Genomic DNA, 24746 nt, shown 5'->3' on the forward strand with positions numbered 1-24746 from the left:
CTGGAGAAAGCGCTGGATTAGATACAATGCTACTGGTTGATTTATGAGCGAAAAATACAAAAAAGGCTCGCCTGCGAGGCGAGCCTAATATTTGGTCATTGGGTTACATGGTATTCCAATGAGATCTTGTGATCTAACCGTTAAGACGCTGAATTAAACAGAGTAGTACAGTTCGAACTCAAGTGGGTGAGTCGTCATGTTAACTTTTTCAACATCTTGAGACTTCAGGTCGATGTACGAGTTGATGAAGTCGTCAGAGAATACACCACCAGCTGTTAGGAACTCACGGTCAGCGTCTAGACACTCTAGCGCTTCTTTTAGTGAGTAAGCCACTGTTGGGATTTCTGCAGCTTCTTCAGCTGGTAGATCGTAAAGGTCTTTATCCATTGCTTCGCCTGGGTGGATCTTGTTCTTGATGCCGTCAAGACCAGCCATAAGCATTGCTGCGAAACATAGGTATGGGTTCGCTGATGGATCACCGAAGCGTAGCTCGATACGACGCGCTTTCGGGCTTGGTACCACTGGGATACGGATAGAAGCAGAGCGGTTACGTGCAGAGTAAGCAAGCATAACTGGTGCTTCGAAGCCTGGTACAAGACGCTTGTACGAGTTAGTTGATGCGTTAGCAAATGCGTTGATTGCTTTAGCGTGCTTGATAACACCACCGATGTAGTAAAGCGCCATTTCAGATAGACCGCCGTACTTATCACCAGCAAATAGGTTAACGCCATCTTTTGCTAGAGATTGGTGAACGTGCATACCGCTGCCGTTGTCGCCAACAAGTGGTTTAGGCATGAATGTCGCTGTTTTACCAAATGCGTGAGCAACGTTATGTACAACGTACTTGTAAACTTGGATTTCGTCAGCTTTAGCTGTTAGCGTGTTGAAACGAGTTGCGATTTCGTTCTGACCAGCTGTTGCTACTTCGTGGTGGTGTGCTTCTACCACTTGGCCCATTTCTTCTAGGATTAGACACATTGCAGAGCGGATGTCTTGAGAAGAATCAACTGGAGCTACTGGGAAGTAACCACCTTTAACGCCAGGACGGTGACCTTTGTTACCACCTTCGATTTCAGAACCTGTGTTCCAAGCTGCTTCGATGTCATCGATCTTGAAGAAAGAACCAGACATGTCAGTTGCAAACTTAACATCGTCAAATAAGAAGAACTCTGGCTCAGGACCAACTAGAACTGTATCTGCGATACCTGTTGAACGTAGGTAGTCTTCTGCGCGCTTAGCGATAGAGCGAGGGTCGCGATCGTAGCCTTGCATTGTTGCAGGCTCAAGGATGTCACAACGTACGTTTAGTGTTGCGTCTTCTGTGAATGGGTCAAGAACAGCAGATGATGCGTCTGGCATCATTACCATGTCTGACTCGTTAATACCTTTCCAGCCAGCAACTGATGAACCGTCGAACATCTTACCTTCTTCAAAGAAGTCTGCGTCAACTTGGTGAGCAGGGATAGATACGTGCTGCTCTTTACCTTTAGTATCAGTAAAGCGTAGGTCAACAAACTTAACTTCGTTTTCTTGGATCAGCGATAGAACGTTTTCTACTGACATCTTGGATAACCTCCAGTGTTATTAAAGCGGTAATAGCCCGATTCGGGTGAATCCAGCATTGATTAATTCCATTTCAATCTTATTAATCGATGCTATTTCTCATAAGGCCAAAATCGTGCCAAAAAAATTAATCCATTAATTTCAATGTATTAAGCTGTTTGTGGTGTTTTTGGTGCGTTCTGGTGCACCAAAATGATCTCTTGTTGCACTTTATTGGTGCAAGTGTTGATTACTGCACCAATATGACTCAAACACCGCATACCATTCAGCCTTTCTTTGCTGACTATGTCAATCGTATTTCTGTGTACCTGATTCGAGTTTGTTCCAAATCAACTCCTCGCCTAGTCTTAAAACAGACGAAAACTGCCGTGATAGATCACATATTTCTAGGTTTTTCGCTAGAATCTGGTACATTACGGTCGTTTTTTTAATCAAATAGGCAGTGCTCGTTAAATGTTCGGTTTAAGAGGGCTGCTTCTTTTATAAGTGAATCTAAATCCATGGCTACTCCACAGATTGATAAATTAAGAAATATCGCGATCATCGCGCACGTTGACCACGGTAAAACAACACTGGTTGATAAACTACTACAGCAATCAGGTACCCTTGAGTCTCGCGGTGAAACTGAAGAGCGAGTCATGGACTCGAACGACATCGAGAAAGAACGTGGTATCACCATCCTTGCTAAAAACACAGCAATTAACTGGAACGATTACCGCATCAACATCGTAGATACTCCGGGACACGCGGACTTCGGTGGTGAAGTAGAGCGTATCATGTCGATGGTAGATTCTGTGCTTCTTATTGTTGACGCAGTTGATGGCCCAATGCCACAAACGCGCTTTGTAACGCAAAAAGCTTTTGCTCATGGCCTAAAGCCAATCGTTGTTATCAACAAAATCGACCGCCCAGGCGCACGTCCTGATTGGGTAATGGACCAAGTATTCGATCTATTCGATAACCTAGGCGCAACTGACGAACAGCTAGACTTTAAAGTCGTTTACGCTTCAGCTCTTAACGGTTGGGCTTCTCTAGAAGAAGGCGAAACTGGCGAAGACATGGAGCCACTATTCGAAACTATCGTTGAAGAAGTAGCGGCGCCAGAAGTTGACCTAGACGGTCCTCTACAGATGCAAGTTTCTCAGCTTGATTACAGCTCTTACGTTGGTGTTATCGGTGTTGCTCGTGTGACTCGTGGTAGTGTTAAGCCAAACCAGCAAGTAACCGTAGTTAGCGCTGATGGCAAAACTCGTAACGGTAAAGTGGGTACTGTAATGGGTTATCTTGGTCTAGAGCGTCACGACGTTGAGCAAGCGAATGCAGGTGACATCGTTGCAATCACAGGTCTTGGTGAGCTGAAAATCTCAGACACTATCTGTGCGCAAAACCAAGTTGAAGCACTACCAGCACTTTCTGTTGATGAACCAACAGTAACTATGACGTTCCAAGTAAACACGTCTCCGTTTGCGGGTAAAGAAGGTAAATTCGTAACCTCACGTAACATCCTAGAGCGCCTAGAAAAAGAGCTAGTACACAATGTAGCACTGCGCGTTGAGCAACTTGATGATCCAGACAAATTCCGCGTATCTGGCCGTGGTGAACTTCACCTGTCTATCCTGATCGAAAACATGCGTCGTGAAGGTTTCGAACTTGCGGTATCTCGCCCTGAAGTAATCATCAAAGAAGAAGATGGCCAGCTAATGGAACCGTACGAAACGGTAACCATCGATGTTCTAGAAGAGCACCAAGGCGGCATTATGGAGAACATCGGTCTGCGTAAAGGTGAGCTAACTGATATGGCTCCTGATGGCAAAGGTCGTGTACGTATGGACTTCATCATGCCATCTCGCGGCTTGATCGGCTTCCAAACTGAATTCATGACGCTAACATCAGGTTCTGGCTTGCTTTACCATACATTCGACCACTACGGTCCGCACAAAGGTGGCGAAATTGGTCAACGTATCAATGGCGTACTGATTTCTAACGGCATGGGTAAAGCGCTAACGAACGCATTATTCAACCTACAAGAGCGTGGCCGTATGTTTATTGGCCATGGTGTTGAAGTGTACGAAGGCATGGTTGTTGGTATCCACAGCCGTGACAACGACTTAACGGTTAACGTACTAAAAGGTAAGCAGCTAACCAACGTTCGTGCGTCAGGTACGGATGATGCACAGGTTCTTACTCCGCCAATCATCATGACGCTAGAGCAAGCACTAGAATTCATCGATGATGACGAGCTAGTAGAAGTAACTCCAGAGAGCATCCGTATTCGTAAGAAGTTCCTAACGGAAAGTGATCGTAAGCGTGCATCACGCGGAGCGAAGTAATCTCTAGTTAGGTTGATTTCGTTATTAGATTGAAGGGTGAGAGGGAAACTTCTCACCCTTTTTTATTGACTCAATATGAGCAAATAGATGAAGCCATTTATTATTTCAGGTGGTCCTGGTGCGGGGAAAACCACACTCATTAATGCACTAAGTGATAGAGGCTATACGACATTTGAGGAAGCCTCGAGAACGTTGATAGAGCAGCAGAGCCGGTTAGAACACGGAATTTTGCCTTGGCACGACTTAGCGGCTTTTGCCAAACTGTGTTTTGAGCTGATGAGTGAGCAAAAACAGAGGGCTCGTGTGGAGCAGGTGCCAAGCTTTATGGATCGTGCTATCCCTGATGTCTGCGCCTATTTAACCCAAGCAGGTATCGATATACCTTCGCACTATATAGATGCATGCCAAGGGTACCAAACGGTGGCGTTTTTATGTCGTCCAGAAGCCTCTCTATATGTGCAAGATGAGGTGCGCCCTTACCCGTTTACGCAAGCTTTAGACATTCACAAACAACTTCACCACACATACCTCAACCTAGGCTTTGAGGTAGTAGAGGTACCTTGGGGCTGCATTGATCAGCGCACCTTATTCATTGATAATCATGTACAATCACTAGATTAGGGCATTGAATTCATTCTGTGAGATGATAGATGACCAAAGGGATTGTTAGGCTTGCTTGGCCAGACCATGAGATCAAGGATTGAAGTACATGCTACCGAAAGCACCATTCGAGTGGCCCCCAGCCATCACCACTACGGTACACTTTTTTCGCTATTTATTGGCGCGGATGAAACATGACCGCGTTAACGTCAATGCCGGTTATCTAGCGTATATCACTTTGCTGTCGATTGTTCCTATGTTGACGGTACTTCTCTCTGTCCTTTCTTCTGTGTCGGTATTTTCAGATGCAGGGGAAGTGATTCAAGATTTTGTGATTACTCATTTTGTGCCAGCTGCTGGTGATGCGGTTCGTGCAGCGCTTATTGAGTTTGTCGCGAATACCGGAAAAATGACCGCGGTAGGTAGTGTGTTCTTATTTGTCGCAGCGTTAATGTTGATCTCAAATATCGACTCGAACCTTAACTATATCTGGCGAGTGACTCACAAACGTCGGGCAGTGTTCTCGTTTTCTATGTACTGGATGGTACTTACCTTGGGCCCTCTGTTAGTCGGTACCAGCATTGCTGCAACTTCTTACATTACGTCGTTAAAAATACTAGAAAGCGATGCGGTTTCTGGGGTGTATAACCTATTGCTTCGCTGGTTGCCTTTCCTGCTGTCCTTTTTTGCTTTTGTAGGACTATATCTGATTGTTCCTAACAAAAAAGTACGCTTTCGCCATGCGATGTTGGGGGCGATTGTAGCTGCGATCTTGTTTGAGTTGAGCAAAAAAGGCTTTGCTGCCTACATTACTCAGTTCCCTTCATATCAGCTGATTTATGGCGCGTTGGCGGCGATTCCTATTTTGTTTGTGTGGGTGTATTTGTGCTGGCTAATCGTGTTGATTGGTGCAGAAGTGACAGCCGCAATGAGCGAGAGGTCACACTGGAGTCAAGAGCCGGACATGGTACACTCTAGCCAACGTAACCCAGAGCAATCGATAGGAAGTTGTAGTGATCGCACTGATTCAAAGAGTGAGTGAAGCCGCGGTAAAAGTGGATGGTGAAGTTGTAGGGCAGATAGACAAAGGTCTACTTGTATTACTTGGCGTAGAAAAAGACGATGATGAAGCGAAAGCGAAACGTCTTATGGAGCGTGTCACCACGTATCGTGTATTCGAAGATGAGGCTGGCAAGATGAACCTGAATGTTCAACAAGTGAACGGAAAGGTGTTGGTGGTGTCTCAATTTACATTACCAGCAGATACCAAAAAAGGGACTCGCGCTGGTTTTTCACGCGGTGCTCATCCTGCAGATGCGGAGCGTTTGTACGAGTATTTTGCCGAGCAGTGCGAAGGCGTCTTGCCAACGGAACGTGGTCAATTTGCAGCGGACATGAAAGTATCGCTGGTTAATGATGGCCCAGTGACGTTTTGGTTGCAGGTTTAATAAAGGAATAAGCGCTGGTTGCATAAAGCATTGATAACAAGCTAAGCGGCTAGGCAATTAGGGATGAATTCATGTTTAAACTGATTACGCCAAAAACAGATAACCAGCTTAATAAGTATTACCACTTTCGCTGGCAAATGCTAAGAGAGCCATGGCGTATGCCAATTGGTTCAGAGCGTGACGAATACGACCCAATGAGTCACCATCGAATGATTGTGGATGGTCGTGGTCGCCCTATGGCGATTGGTCGCCTGTATATTACTCCCGATAACGAAGGTCAGATCCGCTATATGGCGGTGAAAAGCAATCGCCGCAGTAAAGGTATGGGCTCATTGGTGCTGGTGGCGCTTGAATCTCTGGCGCGCCAGGAGGGAGCGAAGCGTTTGGTTTGTAATGCGCGTGAGGATGCGATCTCTTTTTACGAAAAAAATGAGTTTGAACCGCGTGGCGAACTGAATGATCAACGTGGTCCAGTAAGACACCAGCAGATGGTGAAGCAACTTGACCCTATGGCCAATGTACTGCGAAAGCCTGAATGGTGTACTGAACTGCAAGAGCGCTGGGAAAACCAGATCCCAATCAGTGACAAAATGGGTATCAAGATTAACCAGTATACAGGGTATCAGTTTGAGTGTGGTGCGCAGTTAAACCCAAACCTTAACCCACACAACACCATGTTCGCAGGATCTGCGTTTACTTTGGCAACCCTTACCGGCTGGGGGATGACTTGGCTGCTGCTGAAAGAGCGAGGCTTACAAGGTGATATTGTGCTGGCCGACAGTAAAATTCGCTATCGCCATCCGGTAGAGCAAAACCCAGTGGCCTCGACGTCCCTCGATGGCATTAGTGGTGACCTAGATAGGTTAGCCTCTGGTAGAAAAGCACGTATCGTAATTAACGTGACCATCTATAGTGGTGACAAGCCAGCGGTAGAGTTTGTCGGTACGTACATGCTATTGCCAAACTACAAGCAACGATTAACTGCAGAGACTTAGTCTACCGCTTCAGATTCTTTCTCTGAGCAGTTATCGGCAAACTGATTGATGCCAGACAGCACATTAGAAGTGACAGTCTGGCATTTTTGTTTGAGTTCTAGAGTGAGCGTTGCTTGCTCTGGACTAACTAAGTCTAGCTCTCCTGAGAAGTTTGCGTTTAGCTCCGTCCCTTCAATATTTGTGCTAGTGATCGTCACTCGCCCGCGATCGGCTTTTGCGTGAATGCTGGCGGAGTCTAAGGGTTGGAATAGAGTCCGATTGCGTTGTGATTGTTGTTCTTGTATCACTAACAAGCTGTCTCTGAGTTTGAGATCGATTTGCCCCGAAAGAGAGTGGGCTAAAGCCGATTGATCTCCAGACAAGCCTTGTAGCTCTAATTCTAACTCAGCTAACCCATCTAGCTTGAATGGTAATAATTTGGTGTAACTAAACAGTTCGGTCGGTAGCCCATCCCCATGAACGGAAAGCTGCCAAGGTGCGCTAGGCTGTTGCCTATCCCATTGTCCTGTTACATCTACATATCCTTGCTCTAAAGGAACAAACAGCCTATCGACTTGCCACAAGCCTTGATGAGATTGAGCAGAAAAAATTGCCTGAGTCGCGCTGGTATCTCCATAGCTTAAGCTATTGGCAGATGCGCTAAGCTTTCCTTGCCAAAGCCCTAGTTTTCGCTCACGAATCAACTCAAGCTCTTTCCCTTCTACACTCACTCCTGAAAGCTGCCAATACGGTAATTGCTCCAATTGGATTATTTGGCTGCGATTAATTTCGAGATCATCGACGATGAGGGTATCGGGTTCGCCTAGATAATCAGAAATGAACTGAAGCGTACTTTGAGTATCTTCAAGCAGTTTAAGCCCGGTAAGTCTTAGTGTAGACAGATGAATGTCAGAGGGGCTAAGGCGGCCTGATAGCTGCACTCGCCCTTGTAGGTAATCACTGTCGAAGTCTTCAATTTCTATCGTATCGGGTGTGAAATTGAGTGTCGCTGTTGGGCTGATGACCTTTTGTTGGCGCAACTCTATGCTTTCAGCATTAAATGATAAGTACGCCTCGGGTTGCTCCCAAGCCGATTTACTGAGCTCAAGGTTCTCTAGCGAAGCGTCTAGGTTAGTCAATGTCATGTCAGCAAAGCGAAAACTGCTACCGAGTATGTCCAGGCTATTAATGTGGTAGATATTTGCCAGCCAAGGCGCAACGACGGGCTGAACTTGGCTTAAGACGTCGGTGTCAGGCTGAACTAGGTGGTTGATGGTGACATTAATCAGCGACCAGCCTTGTGGAAATTGTTCTGCTTGCCCTGAAATATCAGCCCCGCGCCAGCGGAAAGAGGCGCCATAAATGGTGCTGTTTTCCTGTTTTAGCTCCGCATCGATCAATAATGAGTTCAGAGCTTCACCGTAGTAGTAGATCTGTTCGGCTGAAAGCTGAATATCACCAAACGGAATGTGTTGCGTTGGCTTATCCCAATGTGGCTGCTTGATCTGTACATTCACTCCTCGTGCAACAACGTCTTGATTGGAGAAATCAAAGTTATTCAGTGCCAGTTGGTGCAGTTCAATATTATCTATGGGCAGCTTGGCAAGCTCCTGATCTTGCAGGCTTAGACCATCAATCAGTATGCTATCAATCTGCAGCTTGTTATCTTGGAAAATCGATGAGTTAAACCAAATATCTGTTTGTGGGATATAAATAGGATTGGAATTCGTTTGAAGTGTTAAGCCTTTAATCGTGAAGTGGAAAGGGGCTTGGTAGCGGACACTTTCAACGTGAGCGTCATTGCCATAACGTTGCTGGAGTAGATAGTTTGCTAGCTTGGCGGAATAAGGGGTTTGTGACACAGTAAACAGCGCTGCAATGCAGATCGCTATAACAATTATCACAACTGCTAATGCAGTCAGTAGTTTCTTAGCCAAAGCTCTAACCAAATCCTTATGAATGTGCTGTTAGCTTGAAACAAATGCAGCAACTGTTCAATAAAAAAAGCCCCTCTTTAGAGGGGCTTGTAGCATAGTTAACAGTTTTATCGCGTGTTGCGATTAGTCTAGTTGAGGGCCTGCCGCAACCAGAGACTGACCTTCAGCGTTATCGGTGTATTTATCAAAGTTGTTGATAAAGCGACCCGCTAGATCTTTTGCTTTGCTTTCCCATTGTAGAGGGTCGGTGTAAGTATCACGTGGATCTAAGATGTTAGGGTCAACATCATGTAGCGCCACTGGCACCTCTAGGTTAAAGATCGGGATGTGCTTAGTTTCCGCTTGCTCAATTGAGCCATCTAAAATGGCATCAATGATCGCACGTGTATCTTGAATCGAGATACGCTTGCCGCTGCCATTCCAACCTGTGTTGACCAGGTAAGCTTCAGCACCAGCAGCTTCCATGCGTTTAACCAACACTTCTGCGTACTTAGTTGGGTGCAGGGTTAGGAAAGCAGCACCAAAACAAGCTGAGAATGTTGGTGTTGGCTCTGTAATTCCACGCTCAGTGCCCGCAAGTTTTGCTGTAAAGCCTGATAGGAAGTGGTATTTGGTTTGCTCAGGTGTCAGCTTTGAAACCGGAGGTAATACACCAAATGCGTCTGCCGATAGGAAGATCACTTTATTTGCGTGACCGCCTTTTGATACAGGCTTAACGATGTTCTCAATGTGGTGAAGTGGGTAGGAAACACGAGTGTTTTCTGTTTTTGAACCATCATCAAAGTCGATCGAACCGTCAGAACGAACGGTCACGTTCTCAAGAAGTGCATCGCGGCGGATTGCATTGTAAATATCAGGTTCAGCTTCTTTCGAAAGCTTGATGGTTTTTGCGTAGCAGCCACCTTCAAAGTTGAAGACACCATCGTCATCCCAGCCGTGCTCGTCATCACCAATTAGTGCACGTTTAGGATCGGTAGACAGGGTTGTTTTACCCGTACCCGATAAGCCGAAGAAGATAGCCACATCGCCATCTTGACCCATGTTAGCGCTACAGTGCATTGATGCGATGTCTTTAAGCGGAAGGAAGTAGTTCATCATTGCGAACATGCCTTTCTTCATCTCGCCACCGTACCAAGTACCGCCAATAAGTTGCATGCGCTCAGTTAGGTTGAAGACAGTGAAGTTTTCAGAGTTCAGACCATGCTCTTCCCACTTCTCGTTAGTGCACTTAGCACCATTCATGACCACGAAATCAGGTTCGAACGTTGCTAGTTCTTCTTCCGTTGGGCGAATGAACATGTTTTTCACGAAGTGCGCTTGCCAAGCGACTTCAGTAATGACACGAATGCTCAGGCGAGTATCAGGGTTGGCACCACAGTATCCATCGATGACGAATACACGCTTGCCAGACAGTTGTTCCGTCACTTTCGCTTTAAGATCGTTCCATACTGCTTGGTCGATTGGCTTGTTATCATTTTTCACCGCATCGGATGTCCACCACATGTGTTCTTCAGTAGTTGCGTCTTTAACGATGTATTTATCTTTTGGTGAGCGGCCAGTAAAAATACCAGTATCCACGGCGACGGCGCCTAGCTCTGTTACTACGCCTTTTTCGTAGCCTTCTAGATCAGCGCGAGTCTCTTCTTCGAACAACATTTCGTAGCTAGGGTTACGAATAACCTCTTTGACGTTTTGCAGCCCGTGCTTGGTAAGATCAATTGTTGCAGCCTTTGTATGTTCCATAACGGTCATAGGTGCTCCTTATTAGGATATTTTGTAGGGATTTTGTAAGTATTTTTAATTTTTATATGCTCACCATGTTAGCAACGGGTCTTACGACAAACAGGGATATAGCTCAAAATATACCCATGATTTTTGTGGGGTTTAAGCGTCCCGTCACATATTGGTACTGCTATTTTATCTCGCCCGCAAACCTTTGCGCTAGATCAAATGAATTATTAATATCAAAAAATTAAGTACGCTATTCGGTCGCTTGTAGGCCTTGATTTGTCAGGCTTTGATCACAAAAAAAGCCAACATAAAGTTGGCTTTTTCTCAGTGCTAATTAGCTTGTTGTTTAAGGCGAATTAATGCAGCGTATCGTTACCAGAGGATGCGTGACGGTAAAGCTCTTTGATCTCACCTTCATCGAACGAGTAATTCGTGCCACAGTAATCACAATGTAAAGAAACTGATCCTTCAGTGGCCAAAATGTCATAAATTTCATCTTGGCTGACTGTGATGATTGCTGCGCCACTTCGCTCGCGTGAACAACCACAATGAAATACGACAGGCTGTGGCTCAAACAAGCGCACTTTCTCTTGGTTGTACAAACGGTAAAGAAGTTCGTTTGCTTCAAGAGTGAATAGCTCTTCATCTTTCACTGTGTCGGTCAATTGCTCTAGATGCTCGAAGTCATCTGGGGAGCCTGTGCCGTCTGGCATGACTTGCAGTAGCATACCTGCTGCATGTGCTTTGCCTTCTACTTCACCTGTGCGAATCCAAATACGCGTTTTCAGCTGTTCAGAGTTAGCAAAGTAGCCTTCTAGAATAGAAGCGAGATCATCGCCTTCTAAACCAACGATACCTTGATAGCGTTCGCCTTTCTTTGGCTCAATAGTGATTACTAAATGGCCTTTGCCCATCAACTGATGGATTGATGCATCATCAGCAATATCGCCATCCCAGCGAGCGACACCACGGATTTTCTGGTCGTGGTCGCCATTGATTACAGCCAGTGATACAGGGCCATCACCTTGCAGTTGCATAGTGATTGAACCTTCGAACTTCAGTGTGGCGGTAAGAAGGGTAGTTGAAACGAGTAGCTCACCGAGTAGTTTTTGAATTGCTACTGGGTATTCCTTGCTGGAAATAATCTGTTGGTACGCTTCATCAACTTGTACCAACTCACCACGTACTGATAGGTCTTCAAATAAGTAGCGATTTAAAACGTTGTTTGCCATCAGGCTATTCCTCTCAAGAATGTGTGGAGCTTACTGGTGTTTAAACTTAATGATGTCGCGACGCTGCTTTTTGTCAGGGCGACGTTCAGGGCTAGGGTTGTGAGCATGAAGCTTACGCTGCATGGCATTTTGCTCTCGTTTGGCAACACTCTCGGACGTTTCTGAGTACAGTGTTTGCGCGATAGGAGCGCCCTTGCGTTGATCTGATAGAATTTCGACCACAACGGTTTTTTCTTCATGCCCCTGTCTTAGGGTAATCGTTGCGCCAAGCTCAACTATCTTGCTTGGTTTACTACGTTGACCATTATAATGGACTTTACCGCCGTCAACCATGTTTCGAGCGATAGAGCGGGTTTTATAAAATCTTGCGGCCCATAACCATTTATCAAGTCTAACGGCAACTGAATTGGAACTCATTGTGAAGAAACACCTCTAATTTATTCGGCATACTATCGATTAATGTTGGTAACAATGGTGTTGTGCTCCCAGTTTTTCAAGGTAAGGGGCAATTTTTGACAGTAATTCGATGTCGTTCAAAACAGCTATGTTATATTGAATAAACCCTGTAACTGCATGATCATAAAAACTTCACAAGCAGTCTCGTAGGATCTAAAAGAGTAAGGATTTTTTGGTGAGGCAGAACCAAATCGAAAGGAACACGGCTGTTATTTGGCTGCAAAACCTAGTCAGCAAAACACCCAATCTACAAGTCAAAGCCAGTTGGACGATCACGGCTTTGCTTTTAGCCTTGTCTGCTTGGTTACTCGGCCAAATGTTCTGGATGCTCCAAGGCGAGCAACAAGCTGTGCCTAAGTGGTCACCAAAAGCGGTGGCGACGACCACGACGACAAGTAACGGGGTTAATATCTCTGACTTACAAAAAAGTGAGCTGTTTGGTGAGTATCAGGCCGATAAAAAACCAGTCGAAGTTGCGCCAGTAGTGCAAGACGCACCAAAAACGCGATTAAATTTAACCTTAGTGGGTGTAGTAGCCAGCAGCAATGCCAGCCGAGGCTTAGCGGTCATTGCCAACCGAGGTTCTCAAGCAACTTACGGCATCAATGAACAAATTGAAGGGACTCGCGCTAGTTTGAAAGCCGTTCTTGCTGATCGCGTCATCATTGATAACGCAGGCCGTGACGAAACATTGATGCTAGACGGCATAGATTACAGTAAACGAGCGGCCCCTACTGAATCACGCCCTAAACCGGCCTTATCTGTGGGCAATAACGCGCACAATCAGGCTAATCAACTAGAAAAGATTCGCCAACAAATCACCAAAGATCCCCAGCAGATTTTCCAATATGTTCGCATGTCTCAAGTAAAGAGAGATGGCGACGTCGTGGGGTATCGAGTGACACCTGGAAAACAACCTGAACTGTTTCGCTCTGTTGGACTCCAAAGTGGGGATATTGCGGTACAGATTAATGGGCAGGATCTGACTGACCCAAAAGCAATGAGCAACGTGTTTAAGTCAATAACGGAATTAAGCGAGCTCAACCTGACCGTTGAACGAGATGGTCAGCAACATGATATCTACATTGAATTTTAGTACTGCTGCCGGAGTGCATCAGGGTGAGGAGTAAAGAGTGAAGCATTGGTTTAGTAAAAGTGCTTGGTTGCTAGCAGGAAGCTTATTTGTAGCGCCTATGGCTGCTGCTAATGATTTCAGTGCCAGTTTTAAAGGGACTGATATTCAAGAGTTCATCAACATCGTTGGTCGAAACTTAGAGAAAACAATCATTGTTGACCCTGCTGTACGCGGTAAGGTAGATGTCCGCAGTTATGACATGCTGACGGAAGAGCAGTATTACAGCTTCTTCCTTAACGTGCTGGAAGTCTATGGTTTTGCAGTGGTTGAAATGGACAACGGTATTCTTAAAGTCATCAAGTCTAAAGATGCCAAAACGTCTGCAATTCCTGTCGTTAGTGATGACAGCGCGAATGGCGACAGTGTGATCACTCGTGTGGTTGCGGTTCGTAATGTGTCGGTACGAGAACTTTCTCCTTTGCTGCGCCAGCTTAACGATAATGCGGGTGCGGGTAATGTTGTGCACTACGACCCGGCCAATATCATCTTAATCACTGGCCGTGCTGCTGTGGTTAACCGCTTAGCAGAAATCATCAAGCGTGTAGACCAAGCGGGTGACAAAGAAATTGAAGTGGTTGAGCTGAAAAACGCTTCTGCGGCTGAAATGGTACGTATCGTCGAAGCTCTAAACAAGACTACTGATACCAAGAATACGCCAGCTTTCTTACAGCCTAAATTGGTGGCTGATGATCGAACCAACTCGATTCTGATCTCTGGCGATCCTAAAGTTCGTTCGAGACTCAAAAAACTGATCACTCAGCTTGATGTGGAAATGGCGTCGAAAGGAAACAACCGAGTGGTGTACTTGAAGTATGCCAAAGCAGAAGATCTAGTCGATGTTCTGAAAGGGGTCTCCGACAACTTACAAGCTGAGAAGCAAGCGGGTCAAAAGGCGTCATCAAGCACTCAGCGCGGTGAAGTGATGATCGCTGCACACCCAGAAACCAACGCGCTCGTGATTACTGCTCCGCCAGATATTATGAATGCGATTCAAGATGTGATTGCTCAGCTCGACATTCGCCGCGCTCAAGTACTGATTGAAGCGCTGATTGTTGAAATGGCAGAAGGTGATGGCGTTAATCTTGGTGTCCAATGGGGCTCACTAGAAAGCGGAACGGTTATCCAATATGGTAATACGGGTGCACCAATTGGTCAGGTTATGGTAGGTCTTGAAGAGGCGAAAGACACTTCGACAACTACTGCTGTTTATGATGAAAATGGCGATTTCTTACGTAATGAGACCACTACCGAAGAAGGTGATTACTCGACGTTAGCTGCGGCCCTAGGTGGAGTCAATGGTGCAGCAGTGAGTATCGCGATGGGTGATTGGACCGCGTTAATTAGTGCAGTTGCTACCGATTCCAATTCAAACATTCTGTCGTCACCAAGCATTACCGTTATGGATAACGGCGAAGCGTCATTTATCGTGGGTGAAGAAGTGCCTGTCATTACCGGTTCTACTGCAGGTTCTAACAATGATAATCCATTCCAAACGGTTGACCGTAAAGAAGTGGGTATCAAACTCAAAGTGGTACCCCAGATTAACGAAGGTAACTCAGTTCAACTTAACATCGAGCAAGAAGTTTCCAATGTGCTTGGTGCTAACGGTGCCGTAGATGTGCGCTTTGCGAAAAGGCAATTGAATACCTCTGTGATGGTGGAAGATGGCCAGATGATTGTCCTCGGCGGTCTTATTGACGAGCGAGCATTGGAAAGCGAATCAAAAGTGCCTCTGCTGGGTGACATTCCTTGGTTAGGCCACTTATTTAAGTCGACCAGTACGCAAGTTGAGAAAAAGAACCTAATGGTGTTTATCAAGCCAACCATTATTCGAGACGGCGTGACAGCCGACGGTATTACTCAACGTAAGTACAACTTTATTCGAGCAGAGCAGCTGTATAAAGCGGATCAAGGCTTGAAGCTAATGGATGACGCTCATATTCCTGTTGTACCAAAATTTGGTCAAGATATTCGTCATCCAGCTGAAATACAGGCATTCATCGACCAGATGGAAGATGTTCAATGAGTGATACCCTAGAGGCACCTGCTTTGCGTCGCCTTCCATTTAGCTTTGCTAATCGCTTTAAGCTTGTGTTTGAGCATACCGAACAAGGGCCAACGCTGTTTTATGTTGAGCCTTTGTCTATGGAAGCGTTAGTCGAAGTGAAACGCGTAGCCAAAGTGGCGTTCGCACTGTCTGCTTTAAACTCTGAAGACTTCGATGCCAAGCTTACGCAGGTCTATCAAAGAGACTCTTCCGAAGCGCGTCAGTTGATGGAAGATATTGGCGCTGACAACGACGACTTCTTCTCTTTAGCTGAAGAGTTACCCCAGGATGAAGACTTATTAGAGTCGGAAGACGATGCGCCGATCATCAAGCTTATCAACGCCATGTTGGGTGAAGCGATCAAAGAAGGTGCATCGGATATTCATATTGAAACCTTCGAAAAATCTCTATCGATTCGCTTCCGTGTCGATGGTGTCTTACGAGATGTGCTTGCTCCAAGTCGCAAGCTAGCGCCGCTGTTGGTCTCTCGTGTAAAGGTTATGGCTAAGCTCGATATCGCTGAAAAACGCGTGCCTCAAGATGGACGAATTTCTCTGCGAATCGGTGGCCGAGCAGTCGATGTGCGTGTATCCACTATGCCGTCTTCTCACGGCGAGCGAGTGGTGATGCGTCTATTGGACAAAAATGCGACTCGACTTGATTTGCACAGCTTAGGTATGACCAAGTCCAATCATGATAACTTCCGTCACCTTATCCAAAGGCCACACGGCATTATATTGGTGACTGGCCCAACGGGATCAGGTAAATCCACCACGCTGTATGCTGGCTTGCAAGAGCTTAACAGCAATGAAAGCAATATTCTTACCGTAGAAGATCCGATCGAATTCGACATTGACGGTATTGGTCAGACTCAGGTAAACCCAAAAGTCGACATGACCTTTGCCCGTGGTTTGAGAGCGATACTGCGTCAGGACCCTGATGTAGTGATGGTGGGGGAGATTCGAGATTTAGAAACCGCCCAAATTGCGGTTCAAGCTTCTTTGACTGGCCACTTGGTGATGTCTACTTTGCACACTAATACTGCAATTGGTGCAATTACTCGTTTACGCGATATGGGCATTGAGCCGTTTTTGATTTCTTCATCGCTACTTGGTGTGTTGGCTCAGCGCTTAGTTCGCACACTGTGCAGTGATTGTAAAACGCCTTTCCAAGCCGACAAAGAGCAGAAAAAGTTGTTTGACTTGAGCGCTGATGAAGAGCTGATTCTGTATAAAGCCAATGGCTGTGAAAGCTGTAACGGTAAAGGCTACCGTGGCCGGACTGGTATTCATGAGTTGTTGATGGTCGACGACCAAATCCAAGAACTCATTCACAGTGAAGCGGGTGAGCAAACCATTGAGAAAGCGGTGCGCGAGAAAACACCAAGTATCCGTAGTGATGGGCTAGCCAAAGTTAAACAAGGGATCACCTCGCTCGAAGAAGTGATGCGAGTGACCAAGGAAGTGTAATGGCGGCATTTGAGTACAAAGCACTGGATGCGAAAGGACGTAAGAAAAAAGGCGTCATTGAAGGAGACAATGCTCGCCAGGTTCGTGCTCGCTTAAAAGAGCAAGGCATGGTGCCGATTGAAGTCACCGAGACTCGCGCTAAGCAGCAGAGCAGCAGTTCAAGTGGCTCGTTTACTTTTAAACGAGGTATTAGTACACCAGACTTAGCGCTAATCACTCGCCAGCTTTCGACTCTTGTTCAATCCGGTATGCCACTGGAAGAATGTTTAAAAGCCGTGTCAGAGCAATCTGAAAAGCCTCGTATACGTTCGATGCTAGCGGCTGTTCGCTCTAAAGTAACCGAAGGCTATACCTTGGCCGACAGCCTAGCCGACTATCCACACATCTTTGATGAGTTGTTTCGCTCTATGGTGTCGGCAGGCGAAAAATCCGGCCACCTAGATGCGGTGCTTGAACGTTTAGCTGACTATGCCGAAAACCGACAAAAGATGCGCTCAAAGTTACAACAGGCCATGATTTACCCTGCTGTGCTGGTGGTGTTTGCGGTCGGGATTGTCTCGTTTCTTCTGGCTAGTGTGGTACCAAAAATCATCGAGCCGATTATTCAAATGGGGCAAGAGTTACCCCAATCGACACAAATCCTGTTAGCCGCAAGTGAATTCATTCAGGCTTGGGGTCTGTACCTATTCATCGGTACGGTTGTGGTTATCTATGCTGTTCGCTGGCTGTTGAGTAAGCCGGATATTCGTTTGAGTTGGGATCGAAAAGTAATCGCGATGCCGCTGCTAGGAAAAATCGCCAAAGGGCTAAATACGTCTCGTTTTGCTAGGACTCTCGCGATTTGTACTTCGAGTGCCATTCCTATCCTTGAAGGTATGCGTGTCGCTGTTGATGTGATGTCGAATCAATATGTGAAGAAACAAGTGCTTGCAGCAACAGATAATGTGCGAGAAGGTGCGAGCCTTCGTAAAGCGCTTGATCAAACCAAGCTGTTTCCACCCATGATGCTGCATATGATAGCCAGTGGTGAGCAGAGTGGTGAGTTAGAAAGCATGTTAACTCGAGCGGCCGATACTCAAGATGCGAACTTTGAGTCGTCGGTGAATATTGCACTTGGAATATTTACCCCGGCACTGATTGCATTGATGGCGGGTTTGGTGCTGTTTATCGTCATGGCCACCCTGATGCCAATGCTTGAGATGAACAACTTAATGAGCCGCTAGTACCAAATGGTTTAAACGCTGGGAACTTATTGTGCTCATGCGTCTCTATATTGAATTAAATTTGCTGTAACCAAGATCCATAGTTGGAGAACATAATGAAAAACAAAATGAAAAAACAGTCAGGCTTTACGCTACTTGAAGTAATGGTAGTGGTAGTGATTCTCGGTATCTTGGCGAGCTTTGTTGTGCCTAACCTACTTGGAAACAAAGAAAAGGCCGACCAACAAAAAGCAATTACGGATATTGTGGCACTCGAAAATGCGCTAGACATGTACAAATTGGATAACAGCGTTTACCCAACCACCGACCAAGGCCTAGAAGCGCTGGTTAACAAGCCAAGTAACCCTGAACCGCGTAATTACCGCGATGGTGGCTACATTAAGCGTCTTCCAACTGACCCATGGGGCAATGAATACCAATACCTAAGCCCAGGCGACAATGGCACGATTGATATCTTTACGCTGGGTGCCGATGGTCAAGAGGGCGGTGAAGGAATTGCTGCTGATATTGGTAACTGGAACATCCAAGACTTCCAGTAACAGAAGAAAGCGGGCGGCACGTGGCCGCCCTATTTGTCTGTGATGATGTCATCTCGCCTTATGCCTTCGCGCGGGTTTACCCTTATTGAAATTCTGCTAGTGCTGGTGCTACTAGCGGTGAGTGCCGTTGCGGTTATCGCAAGCCTACCGAATAGCTCTGAAGACACTGCGAAGAAGGATGCCCAATCTCTTTTTCACCGAATGCAGTTGCTGAATGAAGAAGCCATTTTGAGTGGTAAGGACTTTGGCTTGCGGGTGGATGAAAAGCAATCTGGCTATGCATTGATGGCTCTGGCAAGCGATGGCTGGCAGTTGCTTGATATGGATGGACTTCCAGCTGAAACTCATTTGGATGACAGGCTTTCAATTCAAATGACCTTAGGTGGCGATGCATGGCGCGACGATGATCGGCTATTTAACCCGGGTAGTTTGTTTGATGAAGACATGTTTGCTGATGTCGAAAAAGACAAAAAAACAAAGCCGCCTCAAATATTCATCATGTCGAGTGGAGAGGTTACGCCAGTGAATGTGGCGTTTTATCCGAGTGATAAGGATGCTGAGCAAGATAGTTGGACCGTTGTGGTGAAAGAAAATAGCCAGATCTTGTTGCTTGCACCGGGAGAGTCGTTGGATGAATAGCGCTCGAGGCATGACTCTACTTGAGGTTCTGGTCGCTCTGGCCATTTTTGCGACAGCGGCGATCTCTGTCATTCGCTCGGTCAGTCAGCACATCAATACCATCAATTATTTAGAAGACAAAACCTTTGCTGCCATGGTGGTGGATAACCAAATGGCCAAAGTATTACTCCAACCGGGAAATTTAAAAAAGTCGAAAGGGGAAGAAGAACTCGCGGGTCGAGTGTGGTACTGGCAAGTTGAACCGGTAGCCACTACTGGTGACATGCTGAAAGCGTTCGATGTAAGCGCAGCCATAGAGAAAGAAGGTTCACCTTTGGTGACGGTGCGAAGTTATGTATCGAACTAGCAAGCATATTCCTATGAAGAAAAGCACCCTCTTAAACTTATCAGCGTCGAAAAAGCGAAGCCGAAGCAAAGGCTTTACCCTAATTGAGGTGCTGGTTTCCATTGCTATCTTTGCAAGCCTGAGTTTAGGCGCCTATCAGGTGGTGAGCCAAGTGCAAAAGAGCAACCAGTTGTCATTGGAGAGAAGCACTCGGCTCAAAGAATTGCAACGTGCGCTGGTGATGATGGACAGCGATTTTCGTCAAATGGCAACACGTGCGTTTCGTACCAATGGTGAGGAGCCAGGTGAAGAACTGTTGGTTTGGCGTGACTACTTACTCGACTCAGACCATAAAGGGGTGATGTTTACTCGCTTAGGCTGGCATAACCCGCAGCAGCAGTTTCCTCGTGGAGAAGTGACTAAAGTCGGCTATCGAGTTAAGGAAAATGTCTTAGAGCGCATTTGGTGGCGCTACCCTGATACGCCAGTGGGGCAAGAAGGTTTAGTGACACCTCAAGTGACGGACGTTGAGTCTTTTGATATGAAGTTCTATGTCAACGGACAATGGCTGACTAAGTGGGAAGAACAGCCCGGTTTACCTCAAGCTGTATCGGTGATGCTTGAATTAAAAGATTACGGAAAAATAGAGCGAATTTATCTGACTGCTGGTGGTGATTCGCTCAATCGTAGTGGTGATGACGAAGGTGAGAACAGTGAAAGCTAACACTCGTCAGAGAGGCGTTGCACTGATTGTAGTGCTTATGCTATTAGCCATCATGGTATCAATAGCGGCGGCAATGTCTGGACGCCTTTTTACTCAGTTTAAACGAGCGACAAACCAAATTAACTACCAACAAGCCTATTGGTATAGTGTTGGTGTTGAGGCATTAGCGAAAGTCGGTATCGAGCAGAGCTATCAAGATAGCGATACGATTAACTTGTCTCAACCTTGGGCATTAGAAGAACAAACTTACCCGCTCGACTATGGAGAAGTTAAAGGGCGTATTTGGGATCAGCAGGCTTGTTTTAACCTTAATGCGCTGGCGTCGATACAGCCGGCGAGTAATGGCAATGATAAGTCATACTTGCTCACAGTATGGCAGGCATTGTTAGAAGAGCTTGAAGTGGAAAACTATCAAGCTGAAGTTATCGCGGATTCGACTTGGGAGTTTATTGATCAAGACAACACCGTGCGCAGCCAGACTGGTGTAGAAGACAGCCAATATGAAGCTATGTCTCCAGCGTATTTAACGCCGAATGGCTTTATTGCTGATGAAAGTGAGCTGAGATCTGTGTATCAGGTTTCAGGGGAAGTGATGCAAAAAGTGTCCCCATATATTTGTGCTTTGCCAACGGATGAGCTGAGGATTAACGTTAATACCTTGAGTGAGGACCAAGCGATGTTGTTGGCGGCAATATTTACTCCGCATTTAAGTGAAGACGATGCGGCCGAGTTAATTGCTAGTCGTCCGTTTGACGGTTGGTCGAGTATTGATGATTTTATGTCTGAGGCTAAGATTGCCTCACTAGATGGTTCGGTGCGTGAACAAGCGAAGAGCCACCTTGGCGTAGATAGCGCCTACTTTGAGCTGGATGCCGAAGTGTTAGTCAATGACTCACGAGTAAGAATTCGTAGTCTGTTATTTAGTGATAATCGAGAAACTGCGACGGTGATACGCCGACGCTTTGGAGGGTTCAGTGAGCGAGTTTCTGATCGTTCGACTGAGTTGTGATAAGGACGCCACCATACAATGGTTAGTTTGGTCCACCAGTCAAAATGAAGTGATCGCCAGTGGCGATATAGCCTGCTGGGAAAATTTGCCAGAGCTGGCTGAGTATGCTCAGCAAAGGACAGTGCATTTGCTGGTGTCTGCGGATGATGTGATTTTGTCTCAGGTGGTGATTCCTGCCGGAGGCGCTAGGCAGCTTGACTCTATGTTGCCATTCCTTATGGAAGATGACATTGCGCAGGATGTCGATGCATTGCACTTTTCAGTGTTAGAAAAAGGTGCTGAGCATGCCTTTGTATGTGCGTTGGATAAACAATGGTTGACCGATACCCTTGCTGAGCTTAAGTCGTTCGGGGTAGAGGTAAAGAAAGTGCTACCTGACGTGCTAGCCCTACCAAGCTATTCTGATGCTGATCAACGCTCGGGAATTTCTTCTGCGCAGATTAATGACAAATGGCTGATGAAAAAAGGTCAGTACTTAGGTGTCAGTATTGATAGTGATTGGCTACAAGTGCTGGCAGCTTCTGAGTGGGTTAAGCAAGATGATGCGTTCTTACCGCTTTCCAGCCATAGCCCGCTGCCAAGCTTGGAGCTAGCGTCTGAACAGGAATGGCAGGAGCTGCCACCACAACTGGTGATGGCTTTGCTTGCACAAGGTGCTATTAGTTCAAAAGTTAATTTGCTAACCGGATCGTTTAAGCCTCGCTCTTCTTGGCTTCGCCATTGGAAAGTGTGGCAAAAAGCCGCGATGGCCGCTGTGTTCCTAATTGCGGTGTCGACCACTTATAACATTCTGCAGATTAGCCAATTTGAGTCTCAGGCCAATGCGTACCGTGCTGAGAGTGAGCGTATTTTCCGTGAAGCTTTACCTGGTAAAACGCGTATTCCGACCGTGAGTTACTTGAAGAGGCAAATGGAATCGGAAGCCAACCGATTATCAGGCGGTGGCTCAGGGGGGAGCATGCTGGAGTGGATGGCAAAACTGCCGCAATCACTGGGTGTGGTGAATACCATGCAGTTGCAAAGCATAAAATACGATGGTAATCGTGATGAAATTCGCATCCAAGCGCAGAGCAAAGATTTCCAAAGCTTCGAACAGGTTAGAGTGAAACTCGCTGAGCAATTTGAAGTTGAACAAGGCCAACTCAACCGTTCTGGTGAGTGGGTGAACGGCACGTACGTGCTTAAGCGTCAATGAGGATTGAATCATGGATAAGATGTTAGCCACATTCAATGCTTGGTGGGGGAGTATCAGCCAACGTGAACAACGATTGGTGATGGTGTGCTCGGCGCTATTAGTGGTTGGTGGAATATACTGGGGTGTGATTCAGCCGCTGACTGAACGTGCAGAGCAGGCGAAAATGAGCATCAATAGCGAAAAGCAGCTGTTCAATTGGGTCAGCAACAAAGCCGATGAGATCACGAGCTTAAGGGCACAAAGTGGTATCAAAACCTCATCTCAGCCGATGAACCAAGTGATTTCATCATCTGCTCGTCGTTTTAATATTGAACTGATTCGAGTCCAGCCGCGAGATGAGATGATTCAAGTGTGGATTCAACCTGTGGTGTTTAATCAGTTCGTGAACTGGCTGGATTATTTGCAGCAAGAACAGGGGGTTGGGGTCGAGTTTCTCGATATCGAACGCTCAGAACGCGCTGGAGTGGTTGAAGTGAAGCGATTGCAGTTTAAGCGAGGCAGCTAATGAAGCGGATCGTTCTAGTATCAGCACTGGTTAGCGTGGTCTTTAGTACCAGCGTTGTGGTACACACACCAGCAAGCTTTGTTGTTAACTACTTGCCTAACATCCCCTCTCTCTCTTTATCCGGTGTGTCTGGGACTATCTGGAATGGTAAAGTGAATCAAGTTGAATGGCAGGGCAACTCGTTAGGCGAGGTTCAATGGCACTTAAAACCTTTGAAGCTGCTAACCGGTAAAGCTGAAGCTGACGTACGTTTTGGCCGAGGTAGTGAGATGAACGTCAGTGGCAAAGGGACAGTAGGCTATGGGTTCTCGGGTCCTTATGCCAACAATCTCGTGGCATCTGTACCGGCTGATTATGTCATGCAGCAGATTCACATCCCTGTTCCTCTAACGGTTGAAGGGCAGCTTGAGATGTCTATCAAACAGCTCGCGTACGCTGCGCCTTATTGTCAAACTGGTGAAGGTGCTCTGGTTTGGAATGCAGCGTCAGCGACGTCTCCTCTGGGAGGGTTAGAACTAGGGCCAGTGGTAGCGCAGCTAAACTGTCAGGATAGCGTTGTGTCAGTGCAGGGCGACCAAAAAAGTGAGCAGGTTTCTGCTGAGTTCAGTGCCACTCTTCAGGCTGATAACCGTTACAGTGCGCAGGCTTGGTTTAAACCCGGTGCGCAATTCCCTGAGGGGCTTCAGAATCAGCTTAAATGGCTACCTAGTCCTGATAGCCAGGGACGTTATCAGTTTAATTATCAGGCCAAACTGTAACTTAAGTTGGGACTTGGAAACACAAAAGCGGCGCATCATGCGCCGCTTTTCAATTTTGAAGAGGATTAATCTTTGACTTGAAGAATGTCATTCCATGGCAGATCTGCGTCACCCAATACAATAAAGTTAGGATTCTCTAGCGTCTCTCGTTCGTTGTACGACAGAGGGGCAAGCTGAGTGCTGAGAATGCGACCACCAGCTTCTTCAACAATGCATTGGGTCGCTGCGGTATCCCACTCACCGGTTGGCCCGATACGTAAATAGCAATCGACGGCCCCTTCTGCTACTAAGCAAGCCTTGAGCGCAGCAGAACCTAATGGAACAAGGTCATAGTTCCATTCGCTACTCATACGGCCTGTAATGCGGTTGATATCTTGGCGGCGGCTGATAGCAATGGCGATGCTTTGGCTGCCTTCCTCGTGCTTGTGAGTATCGATACGAACGCTTTCATTCATATCTGGGATTTTCCAAGCCCCTTTGCCCGAATAGGCGTAGTAAGTCACGCCCGAAACTGGCCCATACACCACGCCCATCACTGGGTGGTTATTCTCAACCAAAGCAATAATAGTAGCGAAGTCGCCGCTGCGAGCGATGAACTCTTGCGTACCATCGAGTGGGTCGACCAACCAATAGCGCTCCCACTGCGAGCGCTGTTCTAAGCTAATATCGGCATCTTCTTCAGATAAGATTGGGATATCAGGCGTGAGCTCGCTTAGCTGTTTCATGATCAGCTTATGTGCAGCAATGTCAGCACTGGTGACTGGTGTTTCATCGCTTTTTACATAAGCTTCGTATTGTTTGTTTTCGTAGATATCAAGAATCAGTTGCCCGGCAGAGCGCGCAATCTCGATCACGGAGGGGAGTAGGTTCGATAGATCTTTTTGTATTGGCATAATGTTTCCTAACG

Annotated in this window: 23 protein-coding genes; 17 read left to right on the forward strand and 6 right to left on the reverse strand. The window is 46.5% G+C overall.

The window, feature by feature from the left end; all coding sequences use genetic code 11:
* Positions 1-153: 153 nt before the first annotated feature.
* Positions 154-1563 carry a glutamate--ammonia ligase gene (glnA, locus tag ACXABW_RS00395; protein ID WP_252028948.1) on the reverse strand — a complete coding sequence of 470 codons (1410 nt, stop codon included), beginning with the start codon at positions 1561-1563 and terminating at the stop codon, positions 154-156.
* A 500-nt stretch (positions 1564-2063) separates the two neighbouring features.
* On the opposite strand from glnA, the gene typA reads away from it, so the two are divergent.
* The 5 genes from typA (at position 2064) to ACXABW_RS00420 (ending at position 6936) form a co-directional block, all read left to right on the forward strand.
* Positions 2064-3893: a translational GTPase TypA gene (gene typA / locus ACXABW_RS00400; protein WP_252028949.1), complete on the forward strand. Its 1830-nt coding sequence runs from the start codon at positions 2064-2066 to the stop codon at positions 3891-3893.
* A gap of 87 nt (positions 3894-3980) precedes the next feature.
* Entirely contained in the window at positions 3981-4514 is a 534-nt protein-coding gene (locus ACXABW_RS00405; RefSeq protein WP_457523445.1) for an AAA family ATPase, read from the forward strand.
* 88 nt (positions 4515-4602) lie between these two features.
* Positions 4603-5535 carry a virulence factor BrkB family protein gene (locus ACXABW_RS00410; protein WP_457523447.1) on the forward strand — a complete coding sequence of 311 codons (933 nt, stop codon included), beginning with the start codon at positions 4603-4605 and terminating at the stop codon, positions 5533-5535.
* On the forward strand, positions 5507-5941 hold the full coding sequence (gene dtd, locus ACXABW_RS00415) for a D-aminoacyl-tRNA deacylase (RefSeq protein WP_252028952.1): 435 nt from the start codon (positions 5507-5509) through the stop codon (positions 5939-5941). Before ACXABW_RS00410 ends, dtd begins: the two co-directional genes overlap by 29 nt.
* A gap of 71 nt (positions 5942-6012) precedes the next feature.
* Positions 6013-6936: a bifunctional GNAT family N-acetyltransferase/hotdog fold thioesterase gene (locus ACXABW_RS00420; protein ID WP_457523449.1), complete on the forward strand. Its 924-nt coding sequence runs from the start codon at positions 6013-6015 to the stop codon at positions 6934-6936.
* On the opposite strand, the gene ACXABW_RS00425 is transcribed toward ACXABW_RS00420, so the two are convergent.
* The 4 genes from ACXABW_RS00425 to hslR form a co-directional block, all read right to left on the reverse strand.
* Entirely contained in the window at positions 6933-8852 is a 1920-nt protein-coding gene (locus ACXABW_RS00425) for an AsmA family protein (protein WP_457523450.1), read from the reverse strand. The genes ACXABW_RS00420 and ACXABW_RS00425 overlap by 4 nt on opposite strands.
* A gap of 123 nt (positions 8853-8975) precedes the next feature.
* Positions 8976-10604 (reverse strand): phosphoenolpyruvate carboxykinase (ATP), encoded by a 1629-nt coding sequence (gene pckA / locus ACXABW_RS00430; RefSeq protein WP_252028955.1) that lies wholly within the window; start codon positions 10602-10604, stop codon positions 8976-8978.
* A gap of 335 nt (positions 10605-10939) precedes the next feature.
* On the reverse strand, positions 10940-11815 hold the full coding sequence (hslO, locus tag ACXABW_RS00435; protein ID WP_457523452.1) for an Hsp33 family molecular chaperone HslO: 876 nt from the start codon (positions 11813-11815) through the stop codon (positions 10940-10942).
* A 30-nt stretch (positions 11816-11845) separates the two neighbouring features.
* Entirely contained in the window at positions 11846-12232 is a 387-nt protein-coding gene (gene hslR, locus ACXABW_RS00440; RefSeq protein WP_457523454.1) for a ribosome-associated heat shock protein Hsp15, read from the reverse strand.
* A 250-nt stretch (positions 12233-12482) separates the two neighbouring features.
* Between hslR and gspC the strand changes: the two genes are divergently transcribed.
* The 12 genes from gspC to ACXABW_RS00500 all read left to right on the forward strand — a co-directional run bounded on the left by gspC (position 12483) and on the right by ACXABW_RS00500 (position 23839).
* Entirely contained in the window at positions 12483-13367 is an 885-nt protein-coding gene (gspC, locus tag ACXABW_RS00445) for a type II secretion system protein GspC (RefSeq protein ID WP_457524923.1), read from the forward strand.
* Positions 13368-13404: 37 nt separating this feature from the next.
* Complete coding sequence (gene gspD, locus ACXABW_RS00450) at positions 13405-15432, forward strand: type II secretion system secretin GspD (protein ID WP_457523456.1); 2028 nt, start codon at positions 13405-13407, stop codon at positions 15430-15432.
* Positions 15429-16922, forward strand: a complete 1494-nt coding sequence (gene gspE / locus ACXABW_RS00455) for a type II secretion system ATPase GspE (protein ID WP_457523457.1) — start codon at positions 15429-15431, stop codon at positions 16920-16922. The genes gspD and gspE overlap by 4 nt, the downstream gene beginning before the upstream one ends.
* Complete coding sequence (gspF, locus tag ACXABW_RS00460; RefSeq protein WP_265686924.1) at positions 16922-18145, forward strand: type II secretion system inner membrane protein GspF; 1224 nt, start codon at positions 16922-16924, stop codon at positions 18143-18145. Before gspE ends, gspF begins: the two co-directional genes overlap by 1 nt.
* A 95-nt stretch (positions 18146-18240) precedes the next feature.
* Positions 18241-18684: a type II secretion system major pseudopilin GspG gene (gene gspG / locus ACXABW_RS00465; RefSeq protein WP_265686925.1), complete on the forward strand. Its 444-nt coding sequence runs from the start codon at positions 18241-18243 to the stop codon at positions 18682-18684.
* Between the two features lie 45 nt (positions 18685-18729).
* The gene (gene gspH, locus ACXABW_RS00470; RefSeq protein ID WP_457524924.1) at positions 18730-19323 is read left to right on the forward strand and encodes a type II secretion system minor pseudopilin GspH; all 594 of its coding nucleotides are present in this window, start codon (positions 18730-18732) and stop codon (positions 19321-19323) included.
* Positions 19316-19669 carry a type II secretion system minor pseudopilin GspI gene (gene gspI / locus ACXABW_RS00475; RefSeq protein WP_457523460.1) on the forward strand — a complete coding sequence of 118 codons (354 nt, stop codon included), beginning with the start codon at positions 19316-19318 and terminating at the stop codon, positions 19667-19669. Before gspH ends, gspI begins: the two co-directional genes overlap by 8 nt.
* Positions 19670-19682: 13 nt before the next feature.
* The gene (gspJ, locus tag ACXABW_RS00480; protein ID WP_457523462.1) at positions 19683-20372 is read left to right on the forward strand and encodes a type II secretion system minor pseudopilin GspJ; all 690 of its coding nucleotides are present in this window, start codon (positions 19683-19685) and stop codon (positions 20370-20372) included.
* A 37-nt stretch (positions 20373-20409) separates the two neighbouring features.
* Positions 20410-21381, forward strand: coding sequence for a type II secretion system minor pseudopilin GspK (gene gspK, locus ACXABW_RS00485; protein WP_457524925.1), 972 nt, complete (start codon positions 20410-20412; stop codon positions 21379-21381).
* The gene (gene gspL, locus ACXABW_RS00490) at positions 21347-22576 is read left to right on the forward strand and encodes a type II secretion system protein GspL (protein ID WP_457523463.1); all 1230 of its coding nucleotides are present in this window, start codon (positions 21347-21349) and stop codon (positions 22574-22576) included. Before gspK ends, gspL begins: the two co-directional genes overlap by 35 nt.
* Positions 22577-22586: 10 nt before the next feature.
* Positions 22587-23081, forward strand: coding sequence for a type II secretion system protein M (locus ACXABW_RS00495; RefSeq protein WP_457523465.1), 495 nt, complete (start codon positions 22587-22589; stop codon positions 23079-23081).
* Positions 23081-23839 carry a type II secretion system protein N gene (locus ACXABW_RS00500; protein ID WP_457523467.1) on the forward strand — a complete coding sequence of 253 codons (759 nt, stop codon included), beginning with the start codon at positions 23081-23083 and terminating at the stop codon, positions 23837-23839. The genes ACXABW_RS00495 and ACXABW_RS00500 overlap by 1 nt, the downstream gene beginning before the upstream one ends.
* A 65-nt stretch (positions 23840-23904) precedes the next feature.
* On the opposite strand, the gene cysQ is transcribed toward ACXABW_RS00500, so the two are convergent.
* Positions 23905-24732: a 3'(2'),5'-bisphosphate nucleotidase CysQ gene (gene cysQ, locus ACXABW_RS00505; protein ID WP_252028968.1), complete on the reverse strand. Its 828-nt coding sequence runs from the start codon at positions 24730-24732 to the stop codon at positions 23905-23907.
* Between the last annotated feature and the right edge of the window lie 14 nt (positions 24733-24746).

This window comes from Vibrio paucivorans, from assembly GCF_054053395.1.

Coding starts and splice junctions, on each gene's coding strand:
- glnA (WP_252028948.1), bottom strand. CDS start 1,563: ATGTCAGTAGAAAACGTTCTATCGCTGATCCAAGAAAACGAAGTTAAG.
- typA (WP_252028949.1), top strand. CDS start 2,064: ATGGCTACTCCACAGATTGATAAATTAAGAAATATCGCGATCATCGCG.
- ACXABW_RS00405 (WP_457523445.1), top strand. CDS start 3,981: ATGAAGCCATTTATTATTTCAGGTGGTCCTGGTGCGGGGAAAACCACA.
- ACXABW_RS00410 (WP_457523447.1), top strand. CDS start 4,603: ATGCTACCGAAAGCACCATTCGAGTGGCCCCCAGCCATCACCACTACG.
- ACXABW_RS00420 (WP_457523449.1), top strand. CDS start 6,013: ATGTTTAAACTGATTACGCCAAAAACAGATAACCAGCTTAATAAGTAT.
- pckA (WP_252028955.1), bottom strand. CDS start 10,604: ATGACCGTTATGGAACATACAAAGGCTGCAACAATTGATCTTACCAAG.
- hslO (WP_457523452.1), bottom strand. CDS start 11,815: ATGGCAAACAACGTTTTAAATCGCTACTTATTTGAAGACCTATCAGTA.
- hslR (WP_457523454.1), bottom strand. CDS start 12,232: ATGAGTTCCAATTCAGTTGCCGTTAGACTTGATAAATGGTTATGGGCC.
- gspE (WP_457523457.1), top strand. CDS start 15,429: ATGAGTGATACCCTAGAGGCACCTGCTTTGCGTCGCCTTCCATTTAGC.
- gspF (WP_265686924.1), top strand. CDS start 16,922: ATGGCGGCATTTGAGTACAAAGCACTGGATGCGAAAGGACGTAAGAAA.
- gspG (WP_265686925.1), top strand. CDS start 18,241: ATGAAAAACAAAATGAAAAAACAGTCAGGCTTTACGCTACTTGAAGTA.
- gspH (WP_457524924.1), top strand. CDS start 18,730: ATGTCATCTCGCCTTATGCCTTCGCGCGGGTTTACCCTTATTGAAATT.
- gspI (WP_457523460.1), top strand. CDS start 19,316: ATGAATAGCGCTCGAGGCATGACTCTACTTGAGGTTCTGGTCGCTCTG.
- gspJ (WP_457523462.1), top strand. CDS start 19,683: ATGAAGAAAAGCACCCTCTTAAACTTATCAGCGTCGAAAAAGCGAAGC.
- gspK (WP_457524925.1), top strand. CDS start 20,410: ATGCTATTAGCCATCATGGTATCAATAGCGGCGGCAATGTCTGGACGC.
- ACXABW_RS00495 (WP_457523465.1), top strand. CDS start 22,587: ATGGATAAGATGTTAGCCACATTCAATGCTTGGTGGGGGAGTATCAGC.
- ACXABW_RS00500 (WP_457523467.1), top strand. CDS start 23,081: ATGAAGCGGATCGTTCTAGTATCAGCACTGGTTAGCGTGGTCTTTAGT.
- cysQ (WP_252028968.1), bottom strand. CDS start 24,732: ATGCCAATACAAAAAGATCTATCGAACCTACTCCCCTCCGTGATCGAG.